General features: G+C 41.2%; 22 protein-coding genes. All 22 read left to right on the top strand.

Going from position 1 to position 19513, the window contains the following annotated elements; translation table 11 throughout:
- Positions 1–23: 23 nt before the first annotated feature.
- The 22 genes from N596_RS03440 to N596_RS03340 all read left to right on the top strand — a co-directional run bounded on the left by N596_RS03440 (position 24) and on the right by N596_RS03340 (position 19507).
- On the top strand, positions 24–1187 hold the full coding sequence (locus tag N596_RS03440) for a class I SAM-dependent rRNA methyltransferase (RefSeq protein ID WP_023023601.1): 1164 nt from the start codon (positions 24–26) through the stop codon (positions 1185–1187).
- The gene (gene aroD, locus N596_RS03435; protein ID WP_023023600.1) at positions 1184–1861 is read left to right on the top strand and encodes a type I 3-dehydroquinate dehydratase; all 678 of its coding nucleotides are present in this window, start codon (positions 1184–1186) and stop codon (positions 1859–1861) included. The genes N596_RS03440 and aroD overlap by 4 nt, the downstream gene beginning before the upstream one ends.
- A complete protein-coding gene (aroE, locus tag N596_RS03430; RefSeq protein WP_023026963.1) occupies positions 1851–2726 on the top strand; it encodes a shikimate dehydrogenase in 876 nt (291 codons plus the stop codon). The genes aroD and aroE overlap by 11 nt, the downstream gene beginning before the upstream one ends.
- 101 nt (positions 2727–2827) lie before the next feature.
- The gene (gene aroB, locus N596_RS03425) at positions 2828–3892 is read left to right on the top strand and encodes a 3-dehydroquinate synthase (protein ID WP_023023596.1); all 1065 of its coding nucleotides are present in this window, start codon (positions 2828–2830) and stop codon (positions 3890–3892) included.
- Positions 3893–3912: 20 nt separating this feature from the next.
- A complete protein-coding gene (gene aroC / locus N596_RS03420) occupies positions 3913–5079 on the top strand; it encodes a chorismate synthase (protein ID WP_023026962.1) in 1167 nt (388 codons plus the stop codon).
- Positions 5080–5091: 12 nt separating this feature from the next.
- The gene (locus tag N596_RS03415) at positions 5092–6198 is read left to right on the top strand and encodes a prephenate dehydrogenase (RefSeq protein ID WP_023023592.1); all 1107 of its coding nucleotides are present in this window, start codon (positions 5092–5094) and stop codon (positions 6196–6198) included.
- 99 nt (positions 6199–6297) lie between these two features.
- Positions 6298–6636 carry a YlbF/YmcA family competence regulator gene (locus tag N596_RS03410; RefSeq protein WP_023023590.1) on the top strand — a complete coding sequence of 113 codons (339 nt, stop codon included), beginning with the start codon at positions 6298–6300 and terminating at the stop codon, positions 6634–6636.
- A 273-nt stretch (positions 6637–6909) separates the two neighbouring features.
- Positions 6910–8193, top strand: coding sequence for a 3-phosphoshikimate 1-carboxyvinyltransferase (gene aroA / locus N596_RS03405; RefSeq protein WP_023026961.1), 1284 nt, complete (start codon positions 6910–6912; stop codon positions 8191–8193).
- Positions 8186–8671: a shikimate kinase gene (locus tag N596_RS03400; protein WP_023026960.1), complete on the top strand. Its 486-nt coding sequence runs from the start codon at positions 8186–8188 to the stop codon at positions 8669–8671. Before aroA ends, N596_RS03400 begins: the two co-directional genes overlap by 8 nt.
- Positions 8662–9516, top strand: coding sequence for a prephenate dehydratase (pheA, locus tag N596_RS03395; RefSeq protein WP_023026959.1), 855 nt, complete (start codon positions 8662–8664; stop codon positions 9514–9516). The genes N596_RS03400 and pheA overlap by 10 nt, the downstream gene beginning before the upstream one ends.
- Positions 9513–10838 carry an LCP family protein gene (locus N596_RS03390; protein WP_023026958.1) on the top strand — a complete coding sequence of 442 codons (1326 nt, stop codon included), beginning with the start codon at positions 9513–9515 and terminating at the stop codon, positions 10836–10838. Before pheA ends, N596_RS03390 begins: the two co-directional genes overlap by 4 nt.
- 62 nt (positions 10839–10900) lie before the next feature.
- On the top strand, positions 10901–12262 hold the full coding sequence (rlmD, locus tag N596_RS03385) for a 23S rRNA (uracil(1939)-C(5))-methyltransferase RlmD (RefSeq protein WP_023026957.1): 1362 nt from the start codon (positions 10901–10903) through the stop codon (positions 12260–12262).
- A gap of 208 nt (positions 12263–12470) precedes the next feature.
- Entirely contained in the window at positions 12471–12644 is a 174-nt protein-coding gene (locus N596_RS09980) for a hypothetical protein (protein ID WP_000159607.1), read from the top strand.
- The gene (locus N596_RS03380) at positions 12641–13420 is read left to right on the top strand and encodes a replication initiator protein A (RefSeq protein ID WP_023026955.1); all 780 of its coding nucleotides are present in this window, start codon (positions 12641–12643) and stop codon (positions 13418–13420) included. Before N596_RS09980 ends, N596_RS03380 begins: the two co-directional genes overlap by 4 nt.
- A gap of 98 nt (positions 13421–13518) precedes the next feature.
- Positions 13519–14877, top strand: coding sequence for a DNA (cytosine-5-)-methyltransferase (dcm, locus tag N596_RS03375; protein WP_023026953.1), 1359 nt, complete (start codon positions 13519–13521; stop codon positions 14875–14877).
- Positions 14861–15310, top strand: coding sequence for a hypothetical protein (locus N596_RS03370; RefSeq protein WP_023026952.1), 450 nt, complete (start codon positions 14861–14863; stop codon positions 15308–15310). The genes dcm and N596_RS03370 overlap by 17 nt, the downstream gene beginning before the upstream one ends.
- Positions 15303–15683: a thioredoxin domain-containing protein gene (locus N596_RS03365; RefSeq protein ID WP_000566543.1), complete on the top strand. Its 381-nt coding sequence runs from the start codon at positions 15303–15305 to the stop codon at positions 15681–15683. Before N596_RS03370 ends, N596_RS03365 begins: the two co-directional genes overlap by 8 nt.
- A gap of 12 nt (positions 15684–15695) precedes the next feature.
- A complete protein-coding gene (locus tag N596_RS03360) occupies positions 15696–15929 on the top strand; it encodes a hypothetical protein (RefSeq protein ID WP_000840776.1) in 234 nt (77 codons plus the stop codon).
- Positions 15930–15931: 2 nt separating this feature from the next.
- Entirely contained in the window at positions 15932–16519 is a 588-nt protein-coding gene (locus tag N596_RS03355) for a CPBP family intramembrane glutamic endopeptidase (RefSeq protein ID WP_023026951.1), read from the top strand.
- Between the two features lie 333 nt (positions 16520–16852).
- Positions 16853–17152 carry a hypothetical protein gene (locus tag N596_RS03350; protein ID WP_003042486.1) on the top strand — a complete coding sequence of 100 codons (300 nt, stop codon included), beginning with the start codon at positions 16853–16855 and terminating at the stop codon, positions 17150–17152.
- Positions 17142–17630, top strand: a complete 489-nt coding sequence (locus N596_RS03345; protein ID WP_023026950.1) for a hypothetical protein — start codon at positions 17142–17144, stop codon at positions 17628–17630. The genes N596_RS03350 and N596_RS03345 overlap by 11 nt, the downstream gene beginning before the upstream one ends.
- Entirely contained in the window at positions 17630–19507 is a 1878-nt protein-coding gene (locus N596_RS03340) for a VirD4-like conjugal transfer protein, CD1115 family (protein WP_042361419.1), read from the top strand. The genes N596_RS03345 and N596_RS03340 overlap by 1 nt, the downstream gene beginning before the upstream one ends.
- Positions 19508–19513: the final 6 nt, after the last annotated feature.

Raw genomic sequence — 19513 nt, 5'->3', positions numbered from 1 at the left:
AAAATTTTGATACAATAGAGAGTATGAAAAAGCTGACAATTAACCGACAAATTGAGAAGAAAATCCATAAAGGTTATAAGATTTTAGAGAAGGTTGACTTTGGGCAGCTCCCCTTTGACAATGAGGTTGTCGAACTGGTTACAGCTTCGGGCCACTTTGTTGGGACAGGTTACCTTTCCGAGCAAAACAAGGGGCTTGGTTGGGTCATCTCTCCGAAGAAAATCACCTTGGATCAAGCTTACTTTTGTCACTTATTTGCTGAAGCTAAGTCTAAACGTCTCTCCTATTATCAGTCGGAATTGGATACTGCTTTTAGAATTTTTAATCAAGAAGGCGATGGATTTGGAGGCTTAACCATTGATCTCTATGAAGATTATGCCGTCTTTTCCATATACAATGCCTTTGTCTATCAAATCAGAGACTTGATCGTTGCAGCTTTTCAAGAAGTTTTTCCTGAAGTCTTGGGAGGATATGAAAAAATCCGTTTTAAGGATCCCGGTTATGAGTCAGCTCATCTATTTGGTCAAGAAGCTCCAGAGACCTTCTGTATTTTGGAAAATGGAGTTCGTTACCAAGTTTTTCTGAATGATGGCTTGATGACAGGAATCTTCTTGGACCAACATGAAGTGCGCGCTAGTTTAGTAGATGGTTTAGCAACAGGCAAAACCTTGCTCAATATGTTTTCCTATACGGCGGCTTTTTCAGTGGCAGCTGCTATGGGAGGAGCACTGGAGACGACCTCTGTGGATCTCGCCAAGCGTAGTCGGGAACTATCTGAAGCTCATTTTTTGGCAAATGGTCTAGAATTAGACCAGCACCGCTTTATTGTCATGGACGTTTTTGATTATTATAAGTATGCCAAGCGTCATGGTTTGACCTATGATGTGATTGTTTTAGATCCGCCGAGTTTTGCTCGCAATAAGAAGCGTACCTTCTCAGTTGCGAAGGATTATCACAAACTAATTGAGCAGTCCCTAGAGATTTTAAATCCAAAAGGTATTTTGATTGCTAGTACCAACGCTGCGAATGTCAGTCGAGACAAATTTAAAAAAGAAATTGAAAAGGGCTTTAAAGGCCATAAACATCGCTATATCAGTGAGGTAGGACTTCCAGCTGATTTTCGATACAATGAAAAGGAAGAAAGTAGTAATTACTTGAAAGTTTTTACAATTAAGGTGGATCAATGAAATTAGTTGTTTCTGTAATGCCAAGAAATTTTGAAGAAGCACAGGCCATTGATGCCAGTCGGTATCAGGAAGCAGATGTCATTGAATGGCGTGCGGATTATTTGGATAAAAATGATATCTTACAAGTTGCGCCTGCCATCTTTGAAAAATTTGCCGGTCGTGAGATTGTATTTACCCTGCGGACACGGGAGCAGGGAGGAGAAATTGAACTTTCTGGTGAAGAGTACGTGGCCATTATCCATGATATCAATAACATCTATCATCCGGATTATGTCGATTTTGAGTACTTTGGTCACCAGGCCGAGTTTAATCAGATGATGGATTATTCCAATCTTTGCTTAAGCTACCACAATTTCCAGGAAACCCCTGAAAACATGATGGAAATTATGTCGGAATTAACCAGCTTTACACCGAAATTGGTAAAGGTCTCTGTGATGGCTCATACTGAGCGGGATGTTCTCGACTTGATGAACTATACACGTGGCTTTAAAACTCTAAATCCAGAACAAGAGTTCGTTACAATTTCTATGGGGAAAATTGGCCGAATTTCTCGCATTGCTGCCGATTTAACTGGTTCTGTTTGGTCCTATGCTAGTGTTGGAGAGGAAAGTGCACCAGGTCAAATCAGTTTGGCAAGCATGCACAAGATTCGGGAGATCTTAGATGAGGATTGATGGCTATACGCGAATGGCGGCCGTCATTGCTAAGCCCATTCGTCATAGTATCTCGCCCTTTATTCACAATCATGCTTACCAACTAACCGCCACCAATGCGGTCTACCTTGCTTGGGAAGTGGCAGAAGAACAAGTTGAACAAAGTCTTCAACAGTTACGAGTACTGGATATGTTGGGCGCCAATATTTCCATGCCCTATAAGAAAAAAGTCCTACCCTACTTAGATCAGGTGGATGAAAGTGCCCAACTCATCGGTTCGGTCAATACAATTGTTCAGAAGGATGGTTGCTTAACAGGATACAATACCGATGGACTTGGTTTTTTAAAGAGTCTACCCAAGACTTTTTCTATAAAGGATAAGAAACTTGTCCTTTTGGGAGCAGGCGGGGCAGCAACTGCCATTATCCTAGAAGCTATTCGACAAGGAGTGGCAGAGATACATTTATTTGTTCGCCCAGAAAGTTTAGCCAAGTATCAGGCTACCTTCTCTCCACTATCTGAAGCTCTCTCTTTTTCAATTGTCCTCCATGACTTATCCCGTCGGGACCAGGTCAATGCAATGATGGTGGGGACGGATTTATTGATCAATGCTACTGGACTTGGAATGGACGGAGTTTCCCTTCCTGTTCCTAAGGACTTTACCTTTCCTAAAGGATGTCTAGTAGCCGACTTGGCTTATTTTCCTGCCAAGACACCGTTTCTTCAATTAGCGGAAGAACAAGAGCTGCAAACGGTAAATGGGCTTGGAATGCTGTTTCATCAAGCTGCCCTAGCCTTCGAACTAATGACGTATAAAACCTTCCCAGAGCAGGAAGTCTGGCAAGCCTTGAAATTGGAATACCCTGAATATGTATTAGAAAAATGATGGAAGAAAACAGAAAAACTTAATCAAGTATGCTCTGTTTTCTATTTTTATACAATGGTGAAATTGTAATGTTTTTCACATGGATTTGAAAGGAGATCCTTATGAAGGTGAATGTTGATCTACCAAAGAATGGTTATGAGATTGTCATTGAGAATGGAGCAATCCAAAAGGTAGGAACTTGGCTCAGTCATTTATGGGAACCTCAAAAAGTAGCAGTCATAACAGACAACCATGTGGGATCCCTTTATGCAAGTCAGGTAGTGAAATGCCTTGAAAGTGAAGGATTTACAGTTGTTCATTATGAGTTTCTAGAAGGAGAAGCTAGTAAAAATCTAACGACTGTTCAGAAAGTTTATGAATTTTTAGCGAAGAATGGCATGACACGATCGGATGGGATCCTTGCTCTGGGTGGTGGCGTTGTCGGAGATCTAGCTGGTTTCGTGGCTTCCACTTATATGCGTGGGATTCATTTCGTCCAAGTACCAACTAGTTTGACTGCTCAAGTCGACTCTTCTATTGGAGGCAAGACTGGAGTAAATACGCTCTATGCTAAAAACTTGGTAGGAACCTTTGCCCAACCTGCTGGAGTCTTGATTGACCCTGAGGTACTGCGGACCCTGGGCCAACGTGAGTTGATCGAGGGCATGGGGGAGGTCATCAAGTATGGACTCATTGAGGATCCAGAATTATGGGAAGAATTGGAAGGAATGGATGGCTCCGTCGAGTCTATTTATGAGCATGCAGAATCCCTGATTGCTCATTCCTGTCAAGTCAAGCGCAAGATGGTTGTTGAGGATGAGCTAGACCAGGGCATCCGTCTTTATCTGAATTTTGGTCATACCCTTGGACACGCCATTGAAGCAACTGCAGGTTATGGCCAGGTCATGCACGGAGAAGCCGTAGCGATAGGGATGGTACAAGTCACTAAGGTGGCAGAAGCCAAGGGACTCGTCCAAGCCGGTTTAACACGGGCCATTCGCCAAATGTGTCAAAAATTTGGCTTACCAGTAGAATTCCATAAATGGGATAAAGAAGAGCTATATCAAGCCTTGACCTTGGACAAGAAGGCGAGGGGCAATCAATTAAAACTCGTTTTGGTCCCAGAAATTGGCACTTGTCAGATTCATCCAGTCCCATTGGAAGAAATGAAAGACTTCTTAAACTAGAAACCGACAAAGGAGATACCATGCGTTATTTAACAGCAGGAGAATCACACGGACCACGACTAACAGCCATTATTGAAGGAGTGCCTGCAGGACTCCCTTTGACGGCTGATTTTATCAATGCTGAGTTGAAACGTCGCCAAGGGGGCTACGGTCGTGGAGCACGGATGAAGATTGAAAGCGATCAGGTCGAGATCACCTCCGGAGTTCGCCATGGCTTGACCATGGGAGGCCCCATCACCTTGAATGTCACCAACCTAGACCATCAAAAATGGCTGGAGATCATGTCTGTCAGTGATGTGGAAGAAAAGAAAAAGGGGCTTCGGAAAATTACTAAGCCTCGTCCAGGCCACGCTGATTTGGTCGGTGGGATCAAGTACCGTTTCGATGACTTACGCAATTCATTGGAGAGGTCATCGGCTCGGGAAACGACTATGCGGGTAGCAGTTGGTGCAGTAGCCAAACGGTTATTAGAAGAGATTGGGATCCAAGTAGCCAGCCACATCGTTAATTTCGGTGGCATCGAAGTAGAGGTTCCAGAAAATCTTACGGTTTCGCAAATCAAAGAAGCGGTCGCTCAATCCGAGGTTTCTATTGTCAATCGAGAGCGAGAGAAAGAAATCAAGGCCTATATCGATAGCGTGAAGAAAGAAGGAGATACCATCGGAGGGATCGTTGAAACCATTGTAGGTGGTGTGCCTGTTGGTCTAGGATCTTTTGTCCAATGGGACAAGAAATTGGATGCCAAAATTGCTCAAGGGGTTGTCTCCATCAACGCCTTTAAAGGAGTAGAATTCGGAATGGGCTTTGAAGCTGGTCGTCGCAAAGGCAGTCAGGTCATGGACGAAATCCTCTGGTCCCAACAAAATGGTTATACCCGTCGAACCAATCATTTAGGCGGATTTGAAGGAGGCATGACCAATGGGGAGCCCATTATTGTCCGTGGGGTTATGAAGCCAATCCCGACCCTTTATAAGCCCCTCATGAGTGTCGATATTGAAACGCATGAGCCATATAAGGCAACGGTGGAGCGGAGTGATCCAACAGCACTTCCAGCGGCGGGAGTAGTCATGGAGGCTGTGGTGGCAACGGTCTTAGCTACAGAAGTCTTGGATAAATTCTCTTCTGATAATCTGGAGGAATTGAAGGAAGCTGTCGAGCTTCATCGGGCCTATACCAAAGCTTTCTAACTGGAGAAATAAATGGAAGAAAAGGTTGTATATATCGTCGGTCTCGGACTGATTGGAGCTTCGTTAGCCATGGGGATTCGGAAGGGCCATCCAGAAGTTACTCTATTAGGTTATAATCGCAGTCAAGCCTCGCGGGATATTGCTTTGAAGAATGGGATTGTTGATAAGGTGACGGCCAATCTTGAAGAGTTTGCTTCTAAAGTAGATGTTATCATCGTCTCCTTACCTGTGAAACAAACGATTGAAACCTTTCAGCAATTGTCAAAAATGCCACTGAAAGAAGGGGTTATTGTAACGGATGTGGGGTCGACCAAGGGGGCGATTGTAGAAGCGGGTCAAGAAGCTTTTAACCATCTCCCAGTCCGTTTTGTCGGTGGGCATCCCATGGCGGGGAGTCACAAGACGGGAGCTGCCTCGGCTGACTCTACCCTCTTTGAAAATGCTTATTACATTTTTACTCCAACTCTTGCGACTGATCCCAGTGCTATTTTGGAAATGAAGGATTTGCTCTCAGGGCTTGGAGCCCGTTTCATCGAGGTGGATCCAATTGAACACGATCGAGTCACTTCTCAAATCAGCCACTTTCCTCATGTATTAGCTGCAACCCTGATGGGACAAGCAGCTGCTTATACAGAGGAGCATAGCCTTACGGGTCGCTTTGCTGCAGGTGGATTCCGTGATATGACGCGGATTGCAGAGAGTGAGCCCAGCATGTGGACTTCTATCTTGCTGTCCAATCCAAGTGCTGTTCTTGATCGGATAGCGGACTTTCAAAATCGCCTTGACCAAGTTGCCGATATGATAAGACAAGGGCAAGAAGATGACATTTGGTCCTTCTTTGATCAGAGTCGAGAGCAACGCCAGCACATGCAGATCCACAAACGAGGCGGGGTGGAAAGTACCTTTGACATTTTTGTGGATGTCCCAGACGAAGAAGATGTCATCCTTCGGATCTTGGAGTTGCTTCGTGGGACTTCCTTGGTCAATATTCATATTAATGAGGAAAACCGGGAAGATGTCTATGGAATCCTCCAAATTTCCTTTAAGACAGTTGCAGATCAAGCAAGGGCTGAAGCCCTGATTACAGAGCAAACGGATTATAGCGTAGTGATCAAATAGGTCTCAAGTAGGATTTTTTTAAAAACATCAGTTTCTAATGCAATATGTAAAATATTCTTTGTATAATAGAATGAAATCAAACCTTTAAGGAGAAATCACATGTCAAATATTTATGATATAGCCAATGAATTGTCACGTGGAATTCGTGACTTACCAGAATACAAAGCTGTCCTTGCTAGTAAGGAAGCCATTGATGCAGATGCGGATGCAAAAGCTTTATTCGGAGACTACCTTGCTTTCCAACAAGAAATCCATGGGGTTATCCAGTCTGGACAAATGCCAACCGAAGACCAACAAAAGAAGATGCAAGATTTTGCTGAAAAATTACAAGGAAATCCAATTGTGAATGAATTTTTCACCAAACAACAGCAACTATCTGTTTATCTAGGAGATATTGAACGGATTATTTTTGATCCAGTTCAAGATTTATTTAAATAAGGGAGAGGCTGGGACAAAAGTCCTAGCCTCTCAATTGTCTTTGGATTGTCGAGCAAGACGCAGCTGTTGAGTGGACTCTACTACGCTGATTTCATCAGCTTTAACAGCCCTACTCAACTGTGCGGAGGTGGGACGACGAAATCGAATTCTAACGAATGACCGATTTCTGTCCTACTCTCTTTTTCTCCCTCCTCTTGGAGGTCCTTCCAAGTGAACGTTGAAAATGGCTTTTTTTTATGGTAGAATTTTTAGAAAAGCTTGAAGGGGTAAGCCATGAAATTACAAACGAATTGTAAGGGTTTAAATGGAATTATTCGTGTTCCAGGGGATAAATCAATCAGTCATCGGTCGATTATCTTTGGTAGCCTTGCGCATGGAACCACTAAGGTCTATGATATCTTACGTGGTGAAGATGTCTTATCCACTATTCAAGTATTTAGGGACCTAGGCGTCTCTATCCAAGATGATGGTCAAGTGATCACCATTGAGGGGAAAGGCTTCGAAGCCTTTCAACAACCTAAAAATGATCTGGATATGGGAAATTCAGGCACCTCTACTCGATTGATAGCGGGTGTCTTAGCAGGAAGTCCCTTCCCAGTTACCATGGTTGGAGATGATAGCTTGTCCAAACGACCAATGGACCGAGTAGCGATCCCCCTTCGAGAGATGGGAGTCACTATTCAGGGCCAAACAGATCGAGACATGTTGCCCCTTCATCTGCATGGATCAAAAGAGTTACAACCAATCCATTATTCATTACCGGTAGCTTCTGCGCAGGTCAAGTCAGCTCTTCTTTTTGCAGCTATGCAAGCAGAAGGGGAGTCAGTCATTCTAGAGAAGGAACTGACACGGAATCATACCGAAGATATGATCCAGCAGTTCGGTGGCCGGATCAGCGTGAAGGGCAAAGAGATTCGCCTACGTGGGCCTCAAAGCTTCCAAGCCTGTGAGGTTACGGTACCAGGTGATATTTCCAGTGCGGCCTTTTGGTTGGTAGCTGGTTTGATTGTCCCTAATAGTCAGATTCGTCTAGAGAATGTCGGCATCAATGAAACTCGTACAGGCATTCTAGAGGTTATTGAAAAAATGGGTGGCAAGCTTCAAATCTTGGATCTTGATCCAGTTGCTAAGGCGGCGACCCTTGTCGTAGAGACTTCAGACCTCCATGGAACAGAAATTTCAGGTGATTTGATTCCTCGCTTGATTGACGAGCTTCCAATCATTGCTCTTTTAGCAACTCAGGCTTCCGGACGAACCATTATCAAAGATGCTGAAGAATTGAAAGTTAAAGAAACGGATCGCATTCAAGTTGTGGCAGATAGTCTAAACGCTATGGGAGCGTCCATCACTCCAACAGAGGATGGTATGATCATTGAAGGGAAAACGCCCTTGCATGCTGCTAGTCTGCAAACCTTTGGCGACCACCGGATCGGCATGATGGGGGCGATTGCAGCCCTGCTTGTAAGAGAGGGTGAAGTGAAACTCGAGCGTGCAGAAGCTATTAATACCAGTTATCCTTCCTTCTTTGAGGATTTAGAAAAGGTGTCCCATGCCTAAAGTACTACTCGGCTTTATGGGAGCAGGGAAAACGACCATTGGTCGTTTATTAGATCCAACTTTTGTAGATATGGATGCGCTCTTGGTTCAACGCTTAGAAATGCCGATTTCGGACTATTTTGCTCGCTTTGGAGAAGAGAGTTTTCGCCAGCAAGAGTCGCTTTTGTTGCAAGAATTGCTAAATGGACAGAGTTCCGTCATTTCAACTGGTGGGGGGATTGTCTTGAGGTCTGAAAATCGTGAGCTCCTCAAGAAGAATCCTTGTAATATTTATTTGCGGATTGATTTTGATCGCATCTATCAACGACTGGCAACTGATCCTGTAAATAAGCGGCCTCTCTTTCTTGATAAGACTCAAGAGGAGTTTCATGCCTTGTATGAACAACGCCTGCCCCTATATGAAGAAGTAGCCACACATGTGCTTGATGTTGCTGATAAGACACCTGAAGAAATTGTGGAGATGATTCGATGCTTGTAGCTTATCTCGGTCCTAAGGGATCCTTTACCCATCATGTAGCTCTAGAAAGTTTTCAAGACGCTGCATTGTGTCCTTATGGTTCTATTACTGAGGTATTGAAAGCCTATGAATCCCATCAAGTAGACTATGCAGTCATCCCTGTTGAGAACTCCATTGAAGGCAGTGTCCATGAGACCATTGACTATCTCTTTCACCAGGCCAGTTTCCAGGCTATCGCAGAAGTGGTTTATCCCATTAAGCAACAACTCTTGGCCGTTAAGCAGGATCAAGTCATTGAAGTCATCTATTCGCATCCACAGGCATTAGCCCAGGGAAAAGCCTATGTCCAAGAGCATTTTCCTCAAGCCAGACTGGAGATGACAACTTCGACTTCCTATGCAGCTCGCTATGTCTCACAACATCCCGAACTACCTATTGCAGCCATTGCGCCTTTGGAGGCCAAGGATGAATATGGTCTGGAAGTTGTAGCCAGTAATATTCAAGAGATGGATCAGAATTATACCCGCTTTTGGATTCTTGGTCAGCGGCCTTTTGAAGGCAGTCGCTCCTTAAAGAGTGTTGCCTGCAAGGACAGTCTGGCCATTACCTTACCAAGTAATATTGCAGGTTCCTTATGCCAGGCCCTATCTACATTTGCTTCAAGAGAATTAAATTTAACAAAAATTGAGAGCCGTCCTTTAAAGACGGCCCTAGGGGAATATTTTTTTATCATCGATGTGGTGGATGCTGACGAATTACTGTTTGCTTCTACCTATCAAGAACTGGAGTCCCTAGGAGTTTCCATCAAAACCTTAGGCCACTATTCGGTCTATGTGCTAAAAGACAATGAAACGGAGAACGTATGAGTAGAGAATCAGAAAACCTATCCTATCATGAACAAAAGAGATTGGATTACCTTTATTCCAACTACCATTACCTGAACGAGAAAGAGCAGTCGGAATACAAGTACCTAAAAAATAAATCAGAGGGACGTTTCCAAGATGACCCCGTTTCAGCAATTGCTGAAGAGTCTGAGGCTTCTTCAAGTAGAGGAGAAAATGAGTCTGATGAATTACCTGTCTATCCATCACGTAGTCGAAAGGATAAAGCCAAATCCAATAAAAAGAATCGAGAGGAAGTAACAGGTCTTCCCAAACGTAAGAAGGGAAGAAAAATCCGCTTCAAACGTATTTTAAAGTGGATTGCTGTTTTCTTATTATTGGTTCTTGGTGGGATGGTCTTTATGTTTCTTAAGGGCTTGAATAGCAAACCTGGTGGAACCAATGCTCAACCAGCTGTTAAAGAGTATTTTAACGGCCAGAAGACCAGTGACGGGGTCAATATTCTTATCTTGGGTACAGATGGTCGAATAGGGGAAAGCTCGTCTGAGACTCGAACGGACTCCATCATGGTGGTCAATGTCAATAATAAAGATGGCAAGATCAAGATGGTTAGCTTTATGCGGGACACACTTGTCCATATTGACGGTGTGAGCCAGCAGACGGATCCAGATTACTCAGACTACTATGACCAGAAGCTGAATACAGCCTTTACCATTGGAGAGCAGAATAACAACCAAGGAGCGGAATTGGTCCGTCAGATGCTCAAGGATAACTTTGACATTGATATCCAATACTATGCCATGGTCGATTTCCAAACCTTTGCGACAGCCATCGATACCCTCTTCCCTAACGGGGTGGAGATGAATGCTCAATTCTCCACCATTGATGGTGAAACTGTGTCTGAAGTTGAAGTCCCTGATGACTTGAATATGAAGGATGGCGTTGTTCCGAATCAGACCATTAAGGTCGGAAAACAACGGATGGATGGCCGGACCCTCCTCAACTATGCTCGTTTCCGTAAAGATGATGAGGGAGACTTTGGACGGACGAGACGCCAACAAGAAGTCATGTCTGCCATTGTTCACCAAATCAAGGATCCAACTAAACTCTTCACTGGTTCTGAAGCACTAGGAAAGGTCTTTGCTATGACCTCGACCAATGTACCGTTCTCCTTCTTGTTAACTAACGGGATTGGCTTAGTCGGAAGTGCCAGCAAGGGGATAGAACGCATCACAATCCCAGAAAATGGGGATTGGGTCGATGCCTACGATATGTATGGTGGTCAAGGATTGCTGGTCGATTTCGATGCTTATAAAAAGAAATTGTCCCAAATGGGCTTAAGATGATATAATTAAGGGATAGGAGTGTTCCAAACTCCGTCCCTTTTAATTTGTAGAAAGATAAAAACATGCTAAATAAGAATGAAATTGTAACCGTAGAAATTGTTGATTTGACGCACGAAGGAGCAGGAGTGGCTAAGGTCGATGGCCTGGTCTTTTTTGTGGAGAATGCCTTGCCAGGAGAAGTCATCCGCATGCGCGTGCTCAAGGTCACTAAAAAGATCGGCTACGGTAAAGTAGAGGAGTACCTAGAAAAGTCCCCTCATCGTAATGAGGAGCTAGACCTGGCTTACTTGCGTACAGGTATTGCTGACTTAGGCCACCTAGCCTATCCTGAGCAATTAAAATTTAAGGCCAAGCAGGTCAAGGATAGTCTTTACAAGATGGCGGGAATCTCAGATATAGAAGTACCCCTGCCCCTGGGAATGGACCATCCTGTTCAATACCGCAATAAGGCCCAAGTCCCTGTTCGTCGCGTCAATGGTCAGGTTGAGACAGGCTTCTTTCGGAAGAACTCTCATGATTTGATGCCGATCGAAGATTTCTATATCCAGGATCCAGTCATTGACCAAGTGGTCTTGGCGCTTCGGGATTTGATTCGTCGTTTTGATCTCAAGCCTTATGATGAGAAGGAACAGTCTGGTCTGATTCGAAACCTTGTGGTCCGCCGAGGCCACCATTCTGGAGAAATCATGGTCATTTTGGTCACCACTCGTCCCAAGATTTTCCGTGTGGACCAATTGATCGAGCAGCTGATCAAGCAATTCCCAGCCATCAAATCTGTCATGCAAAATATCAACGATCAGAATACAAATTCCATTTTTGGGAAAGAATGGCGTACGCTATATGGTCAAGACTTTATTACGGACCAAATGTTGGGAAATGATTTCCAAATCTCTGGACCAGCCTTTTACCAGGTCAATACCGAAATGGCAGAGAAACTTTATCAAACAGCCATTGACTTTGCGGACTTAAGAGAAGATGATGTGGTGATTGACGCCTACTCAGGAATTGGGACTATTGGCTTGTCAGTTGCCAAGCACGTCAAAGAAGTCTATGGGGTAGAGGTCATCCCAGAAGCTGTGGAGAATAGCCAGAAGAATGCTAGTATAAATGGCATCACCAATGCCCACTATGTCTGTGACACAGCAGAAAATGCCATGAAGAATTGGCTCAAGGAAGGCATCCAACCAACCGCCATTCTGGTCGATCCACCACGCAAGGGCTTGACCGAAAGCTTCATCAAAGCAAGTGCTCAAACAGGAGCTGACCGTATCGCCTATATATCTTGTAATGTGGCAACTATGGCGCGTGATATCAAACTCTATCAAGAACTGGGCTATGAATTGAAGAAAGTCCAGCCAGTGGATCTTTTTCCGCAAACGCATCACGTGGAGTGTGTAGTGTTGCTACAACGAACAAGAGGGTGAAAATCCTTGATTTTAAACTATTTTACAAGCATTTTGTATTTGTAGATAAAGGCAATTTTGACGTTAAAAAAGTCCTAAAAAGGCACATAGATGTAAATGTATTTGTAGATGTCGTTTGCGTATCGGAAAAATGAATACAACAATAAATATTTATCTTAAGAGAGAACAATTGTATATTGTTCTCCTTTTTTTATTTTCAGGAGGGAAAATGACAAAAGAATTACAATCATCACGCTATATTGTCATTTCATTTTTAGTACGTGAAATGGGAATTGACATTGTTGAAGCCATCTCTCTTATGGCTGAATTAGAAAAAAGTGGATTGGTTCGATTGGAATCAAGTGGAGATTTAATACTCAAAGAACTTGGAGGAGCGCTATGAAACGAATAACCGCAAATCAATACCAAACTTCAGAACGGTATTACAAATTACCTAAAATTCTTTTTGAGGATGAGAAATATATGGATATGAAACTAGAAGTAAAGGTAGCTTATTCTATTTTAAAGGATCGTTTAGAATTATCTCTCAGTCGTGGTTGGATAGATGAAGAAGGAGCGGTTTATTTAGTATTTTCTAATTCTAAACTGATGAGGCTATTAGGTTGTTCGAAGTCAAAATTACTGTCCATCAAAAAAACTCTTAAAGAATATGACTTAATTGATGAAGTCCAACAGTCTTCAAGTGAGAAAGGGAGACTAGCTAATAAGATTTATTTAGGGGAGTTGTCTTCTACCCCAGTAGCTAGTTCGAACAGGCCTAGTGTTAAAAAAAGACTAGGGCAGGTTGAAAATGAAACGCCCCCCGTCTCATATTCAGCCCCTAGTGAGACTGAAGTTAGTGAGACTAAATATAGTGAGACTGATTCTTTATTTATTGAGGATGAGGAGGATAGGAATACTCAACCTATATTGAAAAGAAAAGTAGAAAAGGTCACAAAATATGATCGAGATTATATTTGGGGATTGGTACAAGATCAATTTAGACGAGAAGGTTTTTCTGAAACAGCTAGTGAAATTGTTATGACTGATTTTGAGAGAATCTATCAGTATGCTCTTGACAATATTCGCTTTGTCCGACGAGCAGAAGTACTTGCTGAATTTGTGTTTAATGGCTTGTATTCTGTTTGGAACAACCGTGTTAGAAAAGGAGGTGGTTAAATGTCGCCAATCGAGTGGATATTAGTTATGCTTATTGTCATTTCAAGTGGAGTGACAGTTCTGACAATGGTAGTCGATAAGAAAGGGGTGATCAAGAAATGAGATTTATTGATTTATTTTCAGGTATCGGTGGTTTTCGACTAGGAATGGAAAGTGTCGGACACGAATGTATTGGATTTTGTGAGATTGATAAATTTGCTAGAGAATCTTATAAGTCCATTTTTCAAACGAAAGGAGAAATAGAATTTCATGACATACGAGATGTTTCAGATGACGAATTTAAAAAACTTAGAGGGAAAGTCGATGTCATCTGTGGGGGATTCCCTTGTCAAGCATTTTCAATCGCAGGAAGACGATTGGGATTTGAAGATACTAGAGGAACTTTGTTCTTTGAAATTGCTCGGGCGGCCAAACAAATCCAACCACGTTTTCTTTTTCTTGAAAATGTTAAAGGCCTACTCAATCACGATAAGGGACGGACGTTCACCACAATCCTTACCACACTTGATGAGTTGGGGTTTGATGTTGAGTGGCAGGTGCTTAACAGTAAGGATTTTGGCGTTCCCCAAAACAGAGAGAGGGTGTTTATTATCGGACATTCTAGAAAGAAAGGTACCAGACTCTTATTTCCTTTCAGACGAGAAGGTCAAGCAACTAACTCTGAGATTTTAAAAACATTAGGGAATTTGAATCCATCAAAAAGTGGAATGAGCGGTAAAGTCTATTATTCAGAAGGTCTTGCGCCAACCTTAGTTCGTGGAAAAGGAGAAGGATTTAAGGTTGCGATTCCTTGCATTACACCAGACAGATTAGAAAAAAGACAAAATGGTAGACGTTTTAAGGATAATCAAGAGCCAATGTTTACTTTAAATACTCAAGATCGCCATGGTATTGTCGTTGTTGGAGATTTACCAACTAGCTTTAAGGAGACAGGTCGCGTCTATGGAAGTGAGGGTTTATCTCCAACATTGACTACAATGCAAGGTGGAGATAAAATCCCCAAAATACTAATTCCAGAACCAATCCAATTTCTAAAAGTACGGGAAGCAACGAAAAAAGGATATGCTCAAGCAGAAGTAGGAGATTCCATCAATTTGGAAAGACCAAATTCTCAGTATCGTCGTGGTAGAGTTGGCAAAGGTATAGCGAATACGTTAACAACTAGTGGACAAATGGGAGTAGTAGTTGCTAGCTATGAAGGAGAAGATAAACAAGTTTATCATGTAGCCGGTGTATTAATAGATGGACAATTTTACCGTTTGAGGATACGAAGAATCACCCCTAAAGAGTGTTTTCGCTTGCAGGGGTTTCCTGATTGGGCTTTTGAAGCTGCTAGAAAAGTCTCTAGTAATAGTCAGCTCTATAAACAAGCTGGTAATAGTGTAACAGTTTCTGTGATTGCCGCAATCGCAAAGAAATTAAAAGAAATAGAGGAAAAAGATGAAAGCATTAAATAAAGAATCAATACTAGATTGTGATGAATTAGAAACAGAATTACATGATGCAGAAATCAAACAGCTGGATGAACAATTATTTTTGATGCCCAATTATCCATGTGAGTTTGAAGTGACATTCTTAGATGATTACCATAAAAAACATAACTACCCACTATTTTACGAATCCTATCTTCAAAACGTTATGGAATTCCTTGAAAGTCAAGACATAAAGAATGGAGTTGATGCCTTTGTAGATGATCATCAAAATCTCGTTTTTATTTTATATGGACAAGGTTATCGAGCAGAGGGGAAAGAGGGAATACTTACAACCCAAGTAACTGTAAAAGCTTATGATGAAGACAAGAAATCAATTAACTTCTCACATTCATTAGATTCCTTAGTCGTCTCAGAATATCAAATGGAATCGAATCTTTTGGAGGTCTCCCATGATTGATCTCTATCTAAGTAAAAATAGCCAAAGAAATCAACTTCTTTTAGACTTCTTCCAAAACTATGGCATCGAGGTATCTTGTCATTCAGTTTCTGAAATGACAAAGGACAAATTAATTGAGATGATGAGCTATTCTTCAGATTGTTTTGAGTTTTTATCTCCCAATTTATTACGATTTAAGAATCGAGATAACCTAAAATTAACAGATTTCATCGAGATGATATTAAAAAATCCTGAACTAACCATCAGACTTCCTCTTGCGGTTTCAAATAAGCGGGTTTATCCAAATCTGAATTTGGAAGAGGCTAGAGCTTTATTGCCAAGAGATACGAAACAATTGATTTACATGGCACAAACACATTATTTATCTAACTAAAGGAGAAGAAATATGGCTGAACGATTTTGGGAGAACTTGTCCATTATTTTGGCTGAAAGAAATATCAGCTGGATTGAGTTAACCAGAAAAATGTTTGCGGGAGAGTTTCACTATCCAAGTGAATTGAATCGTTTATATCAAAAGATTCGCCACTATAAGATGGAACAACGAATGCCTCAAAGTCCATGGGTAGAAAGGATTGTGCAGGTATTAGATTTAGATTATGAAGATTTATTTCGGAGGTAACTATGAAAAGAATAATTCCAGTTTATATATTCCAACAAGTAAATGTCCTATTGGTATCTCTATACTTACTGAAATTTCTTTGTATCGGTGAGTTAACTATACTACAGGTTCTCTATGGTTCGTCACTCATTTCTTTTTTATGGATGTATGGTCAACGAAAACAAGTGGCCAAGGTCAATATGAAAATTAGGATAAAGTGGATTGGTATAGGATTAGCTAGCCTACTGATTATAAGTCTATGTTTTAGCCTAATCCGTGCTCAAGGAAGCACGAATCAAGCAAACTTAATTGGCCTTCAATATCAAGTTCCTTGGTTTTCATTTTTATTGTTTTTAATCAATGCGAGTATGGTTGAAGAATTTCTGTATCGAGAAATTTTATGGGACTTGGTCAGAAAATTAGATATCAGAATTGCCTTGACAAGTGTTTTGTTCGCTTTAGCTCATCATCCAGGAACCATTCTAGCTTGGTGTTTGTATGTTTCATTGGGAATGTTTTTAGGGATGGTGCGCTATAAATCGGACTTATGGGGCAGTATGGGGCTACATTTGGTGTGGAACCTATTAGTTTATAGTTTGCTGCTTTTTTAGACCAAATTAGCTTGTTTTAGGGAAATGAAATGCTAACGTTATGTAACTATGTTAGTCTTTTATTTCAAAATCTTTGTTTAGTATGAATTTAGCTCTACAGAAAAATAAAAAATGTGATAAAAATTTCAACTACTCTTATCTATAATAAAGCTACCTGTTCTTTGAAAATTGAATCCACTCCGTCTTGATTAGCGTGCCTGTGTAAGTAGGGACTGAGAGTATTTCCCTGTGAAGGGCAACTGGCACAAGACGTGTGTGAGAATTTTCTAACAGACACGGAGTTTATCGTTACCAGACTCAAACGATGCGACAAACTAGATAAAGGAGTTAATCATGAAGGTAGTAAACTTATATGATTTGAAACAAATGGGAAATAAAGGTGGTTGTACCATCCAATTGATTCATCACTTTCCCTTTGGTATGGGCTTAGGACATCTCAAAAAAGACTACATTGAATTTAAACGTGTTGGTATCTTTGATGGGAAGGCAGTAGAAGTCACTCTTCGAGAACCTTATTCGAGAGATCTACTGCAGGTTGTCAAGTCAATTAAGCAACATCAGAAATTGATAGCTTATCGCTATAAAGAAGGAAAACTGCTATTTGTTAAGAAGGAGGCGTCAGATGTCCTCTGAACAACAGGAACGAATAGCAGTTCAATATGCAGAGCGTAGCCTTTTATTTACTGTAAGAAGTCTCTTAAAGATTCTAGAATGGTCTAGACGTCAGGCTTTAGCACAGGATTCCGCCTATAAGATAGGGGTACAGAAATTAGAAGAATTGCTACAATCTCCCTATTCGATTGATACAATTAATCTGAAAAAAGATTTTTTAGACAAACCAATTGATATAGAGAAGTTTAAAGCTTTTTTAGAAAAAGAAGAGATTCCTTTAGCCATCGCTTGGCAAGGGGATTCTCTGCATTTCTACACGAAAGACCGTTCGATTCTAGACAATCATTTAGATCATCTGTTAGAAAAAATGGTTAATGATCCGGAGAAATTAGCTGATTTTACCATGGATAAGTCATTAGACGATGCAATTGATGAGGCTAAATCTCAAATTACCTTTAGACAAGAAGGGGCCGTCAAACAGAAAGAGATGGTGAGATGATGTACAGTGGAAAGAAATTCCTACTATTCTCACTGTTAGGTATCTTACTAGGCTATCTTTTTCATCGTTTGACGCTTTTGTATGATTCCTATACTGGAAATACCTTAGATAAATGGACTCATCTTCTGATGGAAGGTCAAGATGAAGTTCTTCAGTCGCCATGGAATGTTTCCTTTACTGGAAAATCAAGTGCTTTTTTTCTACTAGGCTTTGTGATGATGTTACTAGTTTATCTCTATCTAGAGACTGGTAAAAAACAATACCGAGAAGGGGTAGAATACGGGAGCGCCCGTTTTGGAACTCTAAAAGAAAAGAAGCTCTTTTACGGTAAGGAATTTTCTCATGATACGATTTTAGCACAAGATGTTCGTTTGACATTATTAGATAAAAAACCACCTCAATATGATAGAAATAAGAATATTGCGGTGATCGGAGGTTCAGGAAGTGGGAAGACATTTCGCTTTGTGAAACCCAATCTGATTCAAATGAATAGTTCTAATATTGTAGTGGATCCTAAAGATCACTTGGCCGAAAAAACAGGCAAACTCTTTTTAGAACATGGCTACCAAGTAAAGGTGCTAGATTTAGTCAATATGAAGAACTCAGATGGCTTCAATCCATTTCGCTATATAGAGACAGAAAATGATTTGAATCGCATGCTGACGGTTTATTTTAATAACACCAAAGGCTCTGGCTCCCGTAGTGATCCATTTTGGGATGAAGCTTCTATGACTTTGGTACGAGCTTTAGCCTCTTACTTGGTCGATTTCTATAATCCACCCAAAACAAGAGAACAGCTCATTGAAGAGAGTCGTTTGAGTAAAACAGAATACCAAAACTTGTTGAAACGTCAAAAAAAAGAAGTGGAGGAGCGAAAAAAACGAGGGCGTTATCCAAGTTTTGCTGAAATCTCAAAACTCATTAAACACCTATCCAAGGGTGAAAACCAAGAAAAAAGTGTCTTAGAAATTCTATTTGAAAATTATGCTAAAAAGTATGGGACTGAAAATTTCACCATGCGAAATTGGGCAGATTTCCAAAATTATAAGGATAAGACTCTGGATTCTGTTATAGCTGTAACCACTGCTAAATTTGCCCTCTTCAATATTCAAAGTGTCATGGATTTGACCAAAAGAGATACCCTTGATATGAAGACATGGGGCCAGGAAAAATCAATGGTTTACTTAGTTATCCCAGATAACGATAGTACCTTTCGCTTTCTTTCAGCTCTCTTTTTTTCAACCGTATTTCAAACCCTAACAAGACAAGCAGATATTGATTTTAAGGGTCAATTGCCTCTTCATGTGAGAGTTTACTTAGATGAGTTCGCAAATATCGGAGAAATTCCAGATTTTGCTGAACAAACCTCAACAGTCCGCTCTCGTAATATGAGTCTCGTTCCCATTCTTCAAAATATTGCCCAACTTCAAGGGCTCTATAAAGAAAAAGAAGCTTGGAAAACCATTTTGGGGAACTGTGATAGCTTAGTCTACTTAGGTGGTAATGATGAAGATACCTTTAAATTTATGAGTGGCTTACTCGGTAAACAAACCATTGATGTTCGAAATACTAGTCGTTCCTTTGGCCAGACAGGTTCAGGATCCCTTTCTCATCAAAAGATTGCTCGTGATTTAATGACACCTGATGAAGTCGGAAATATGAAACGGCATGAATGCTTGGTTCGAATTGCCAATATGCCTGTCTTTAAAAGCAAAAAATACAATTCCACTAAGCATCCAAACTGGAAGTACCTAGCCAATCAAGAAACCGATGAACGGTGGTGGAACTATCAGATCAATCCTTTGAATCAAAGACAAGAAAATCATCTTGAAGGCCTTAGAATTCGTGATTTAACTTTTGAATCTAGTTTAAAATAAAAATAG

Source organism: Streptococcus ilei, from assembly GCF_000479335.1.
Taxonomy (GTDB): Bacteria; Bacillota; Bacilli; order Lactobacillales; family Streptococcaceae; genus Streptococcus; species Streptococcus ilei.
The sequence above is the reverse complement of the archived record's forward strand: the minus strand, read 5'-3'. Positions and strand labels throughout refer to the sequence as shown.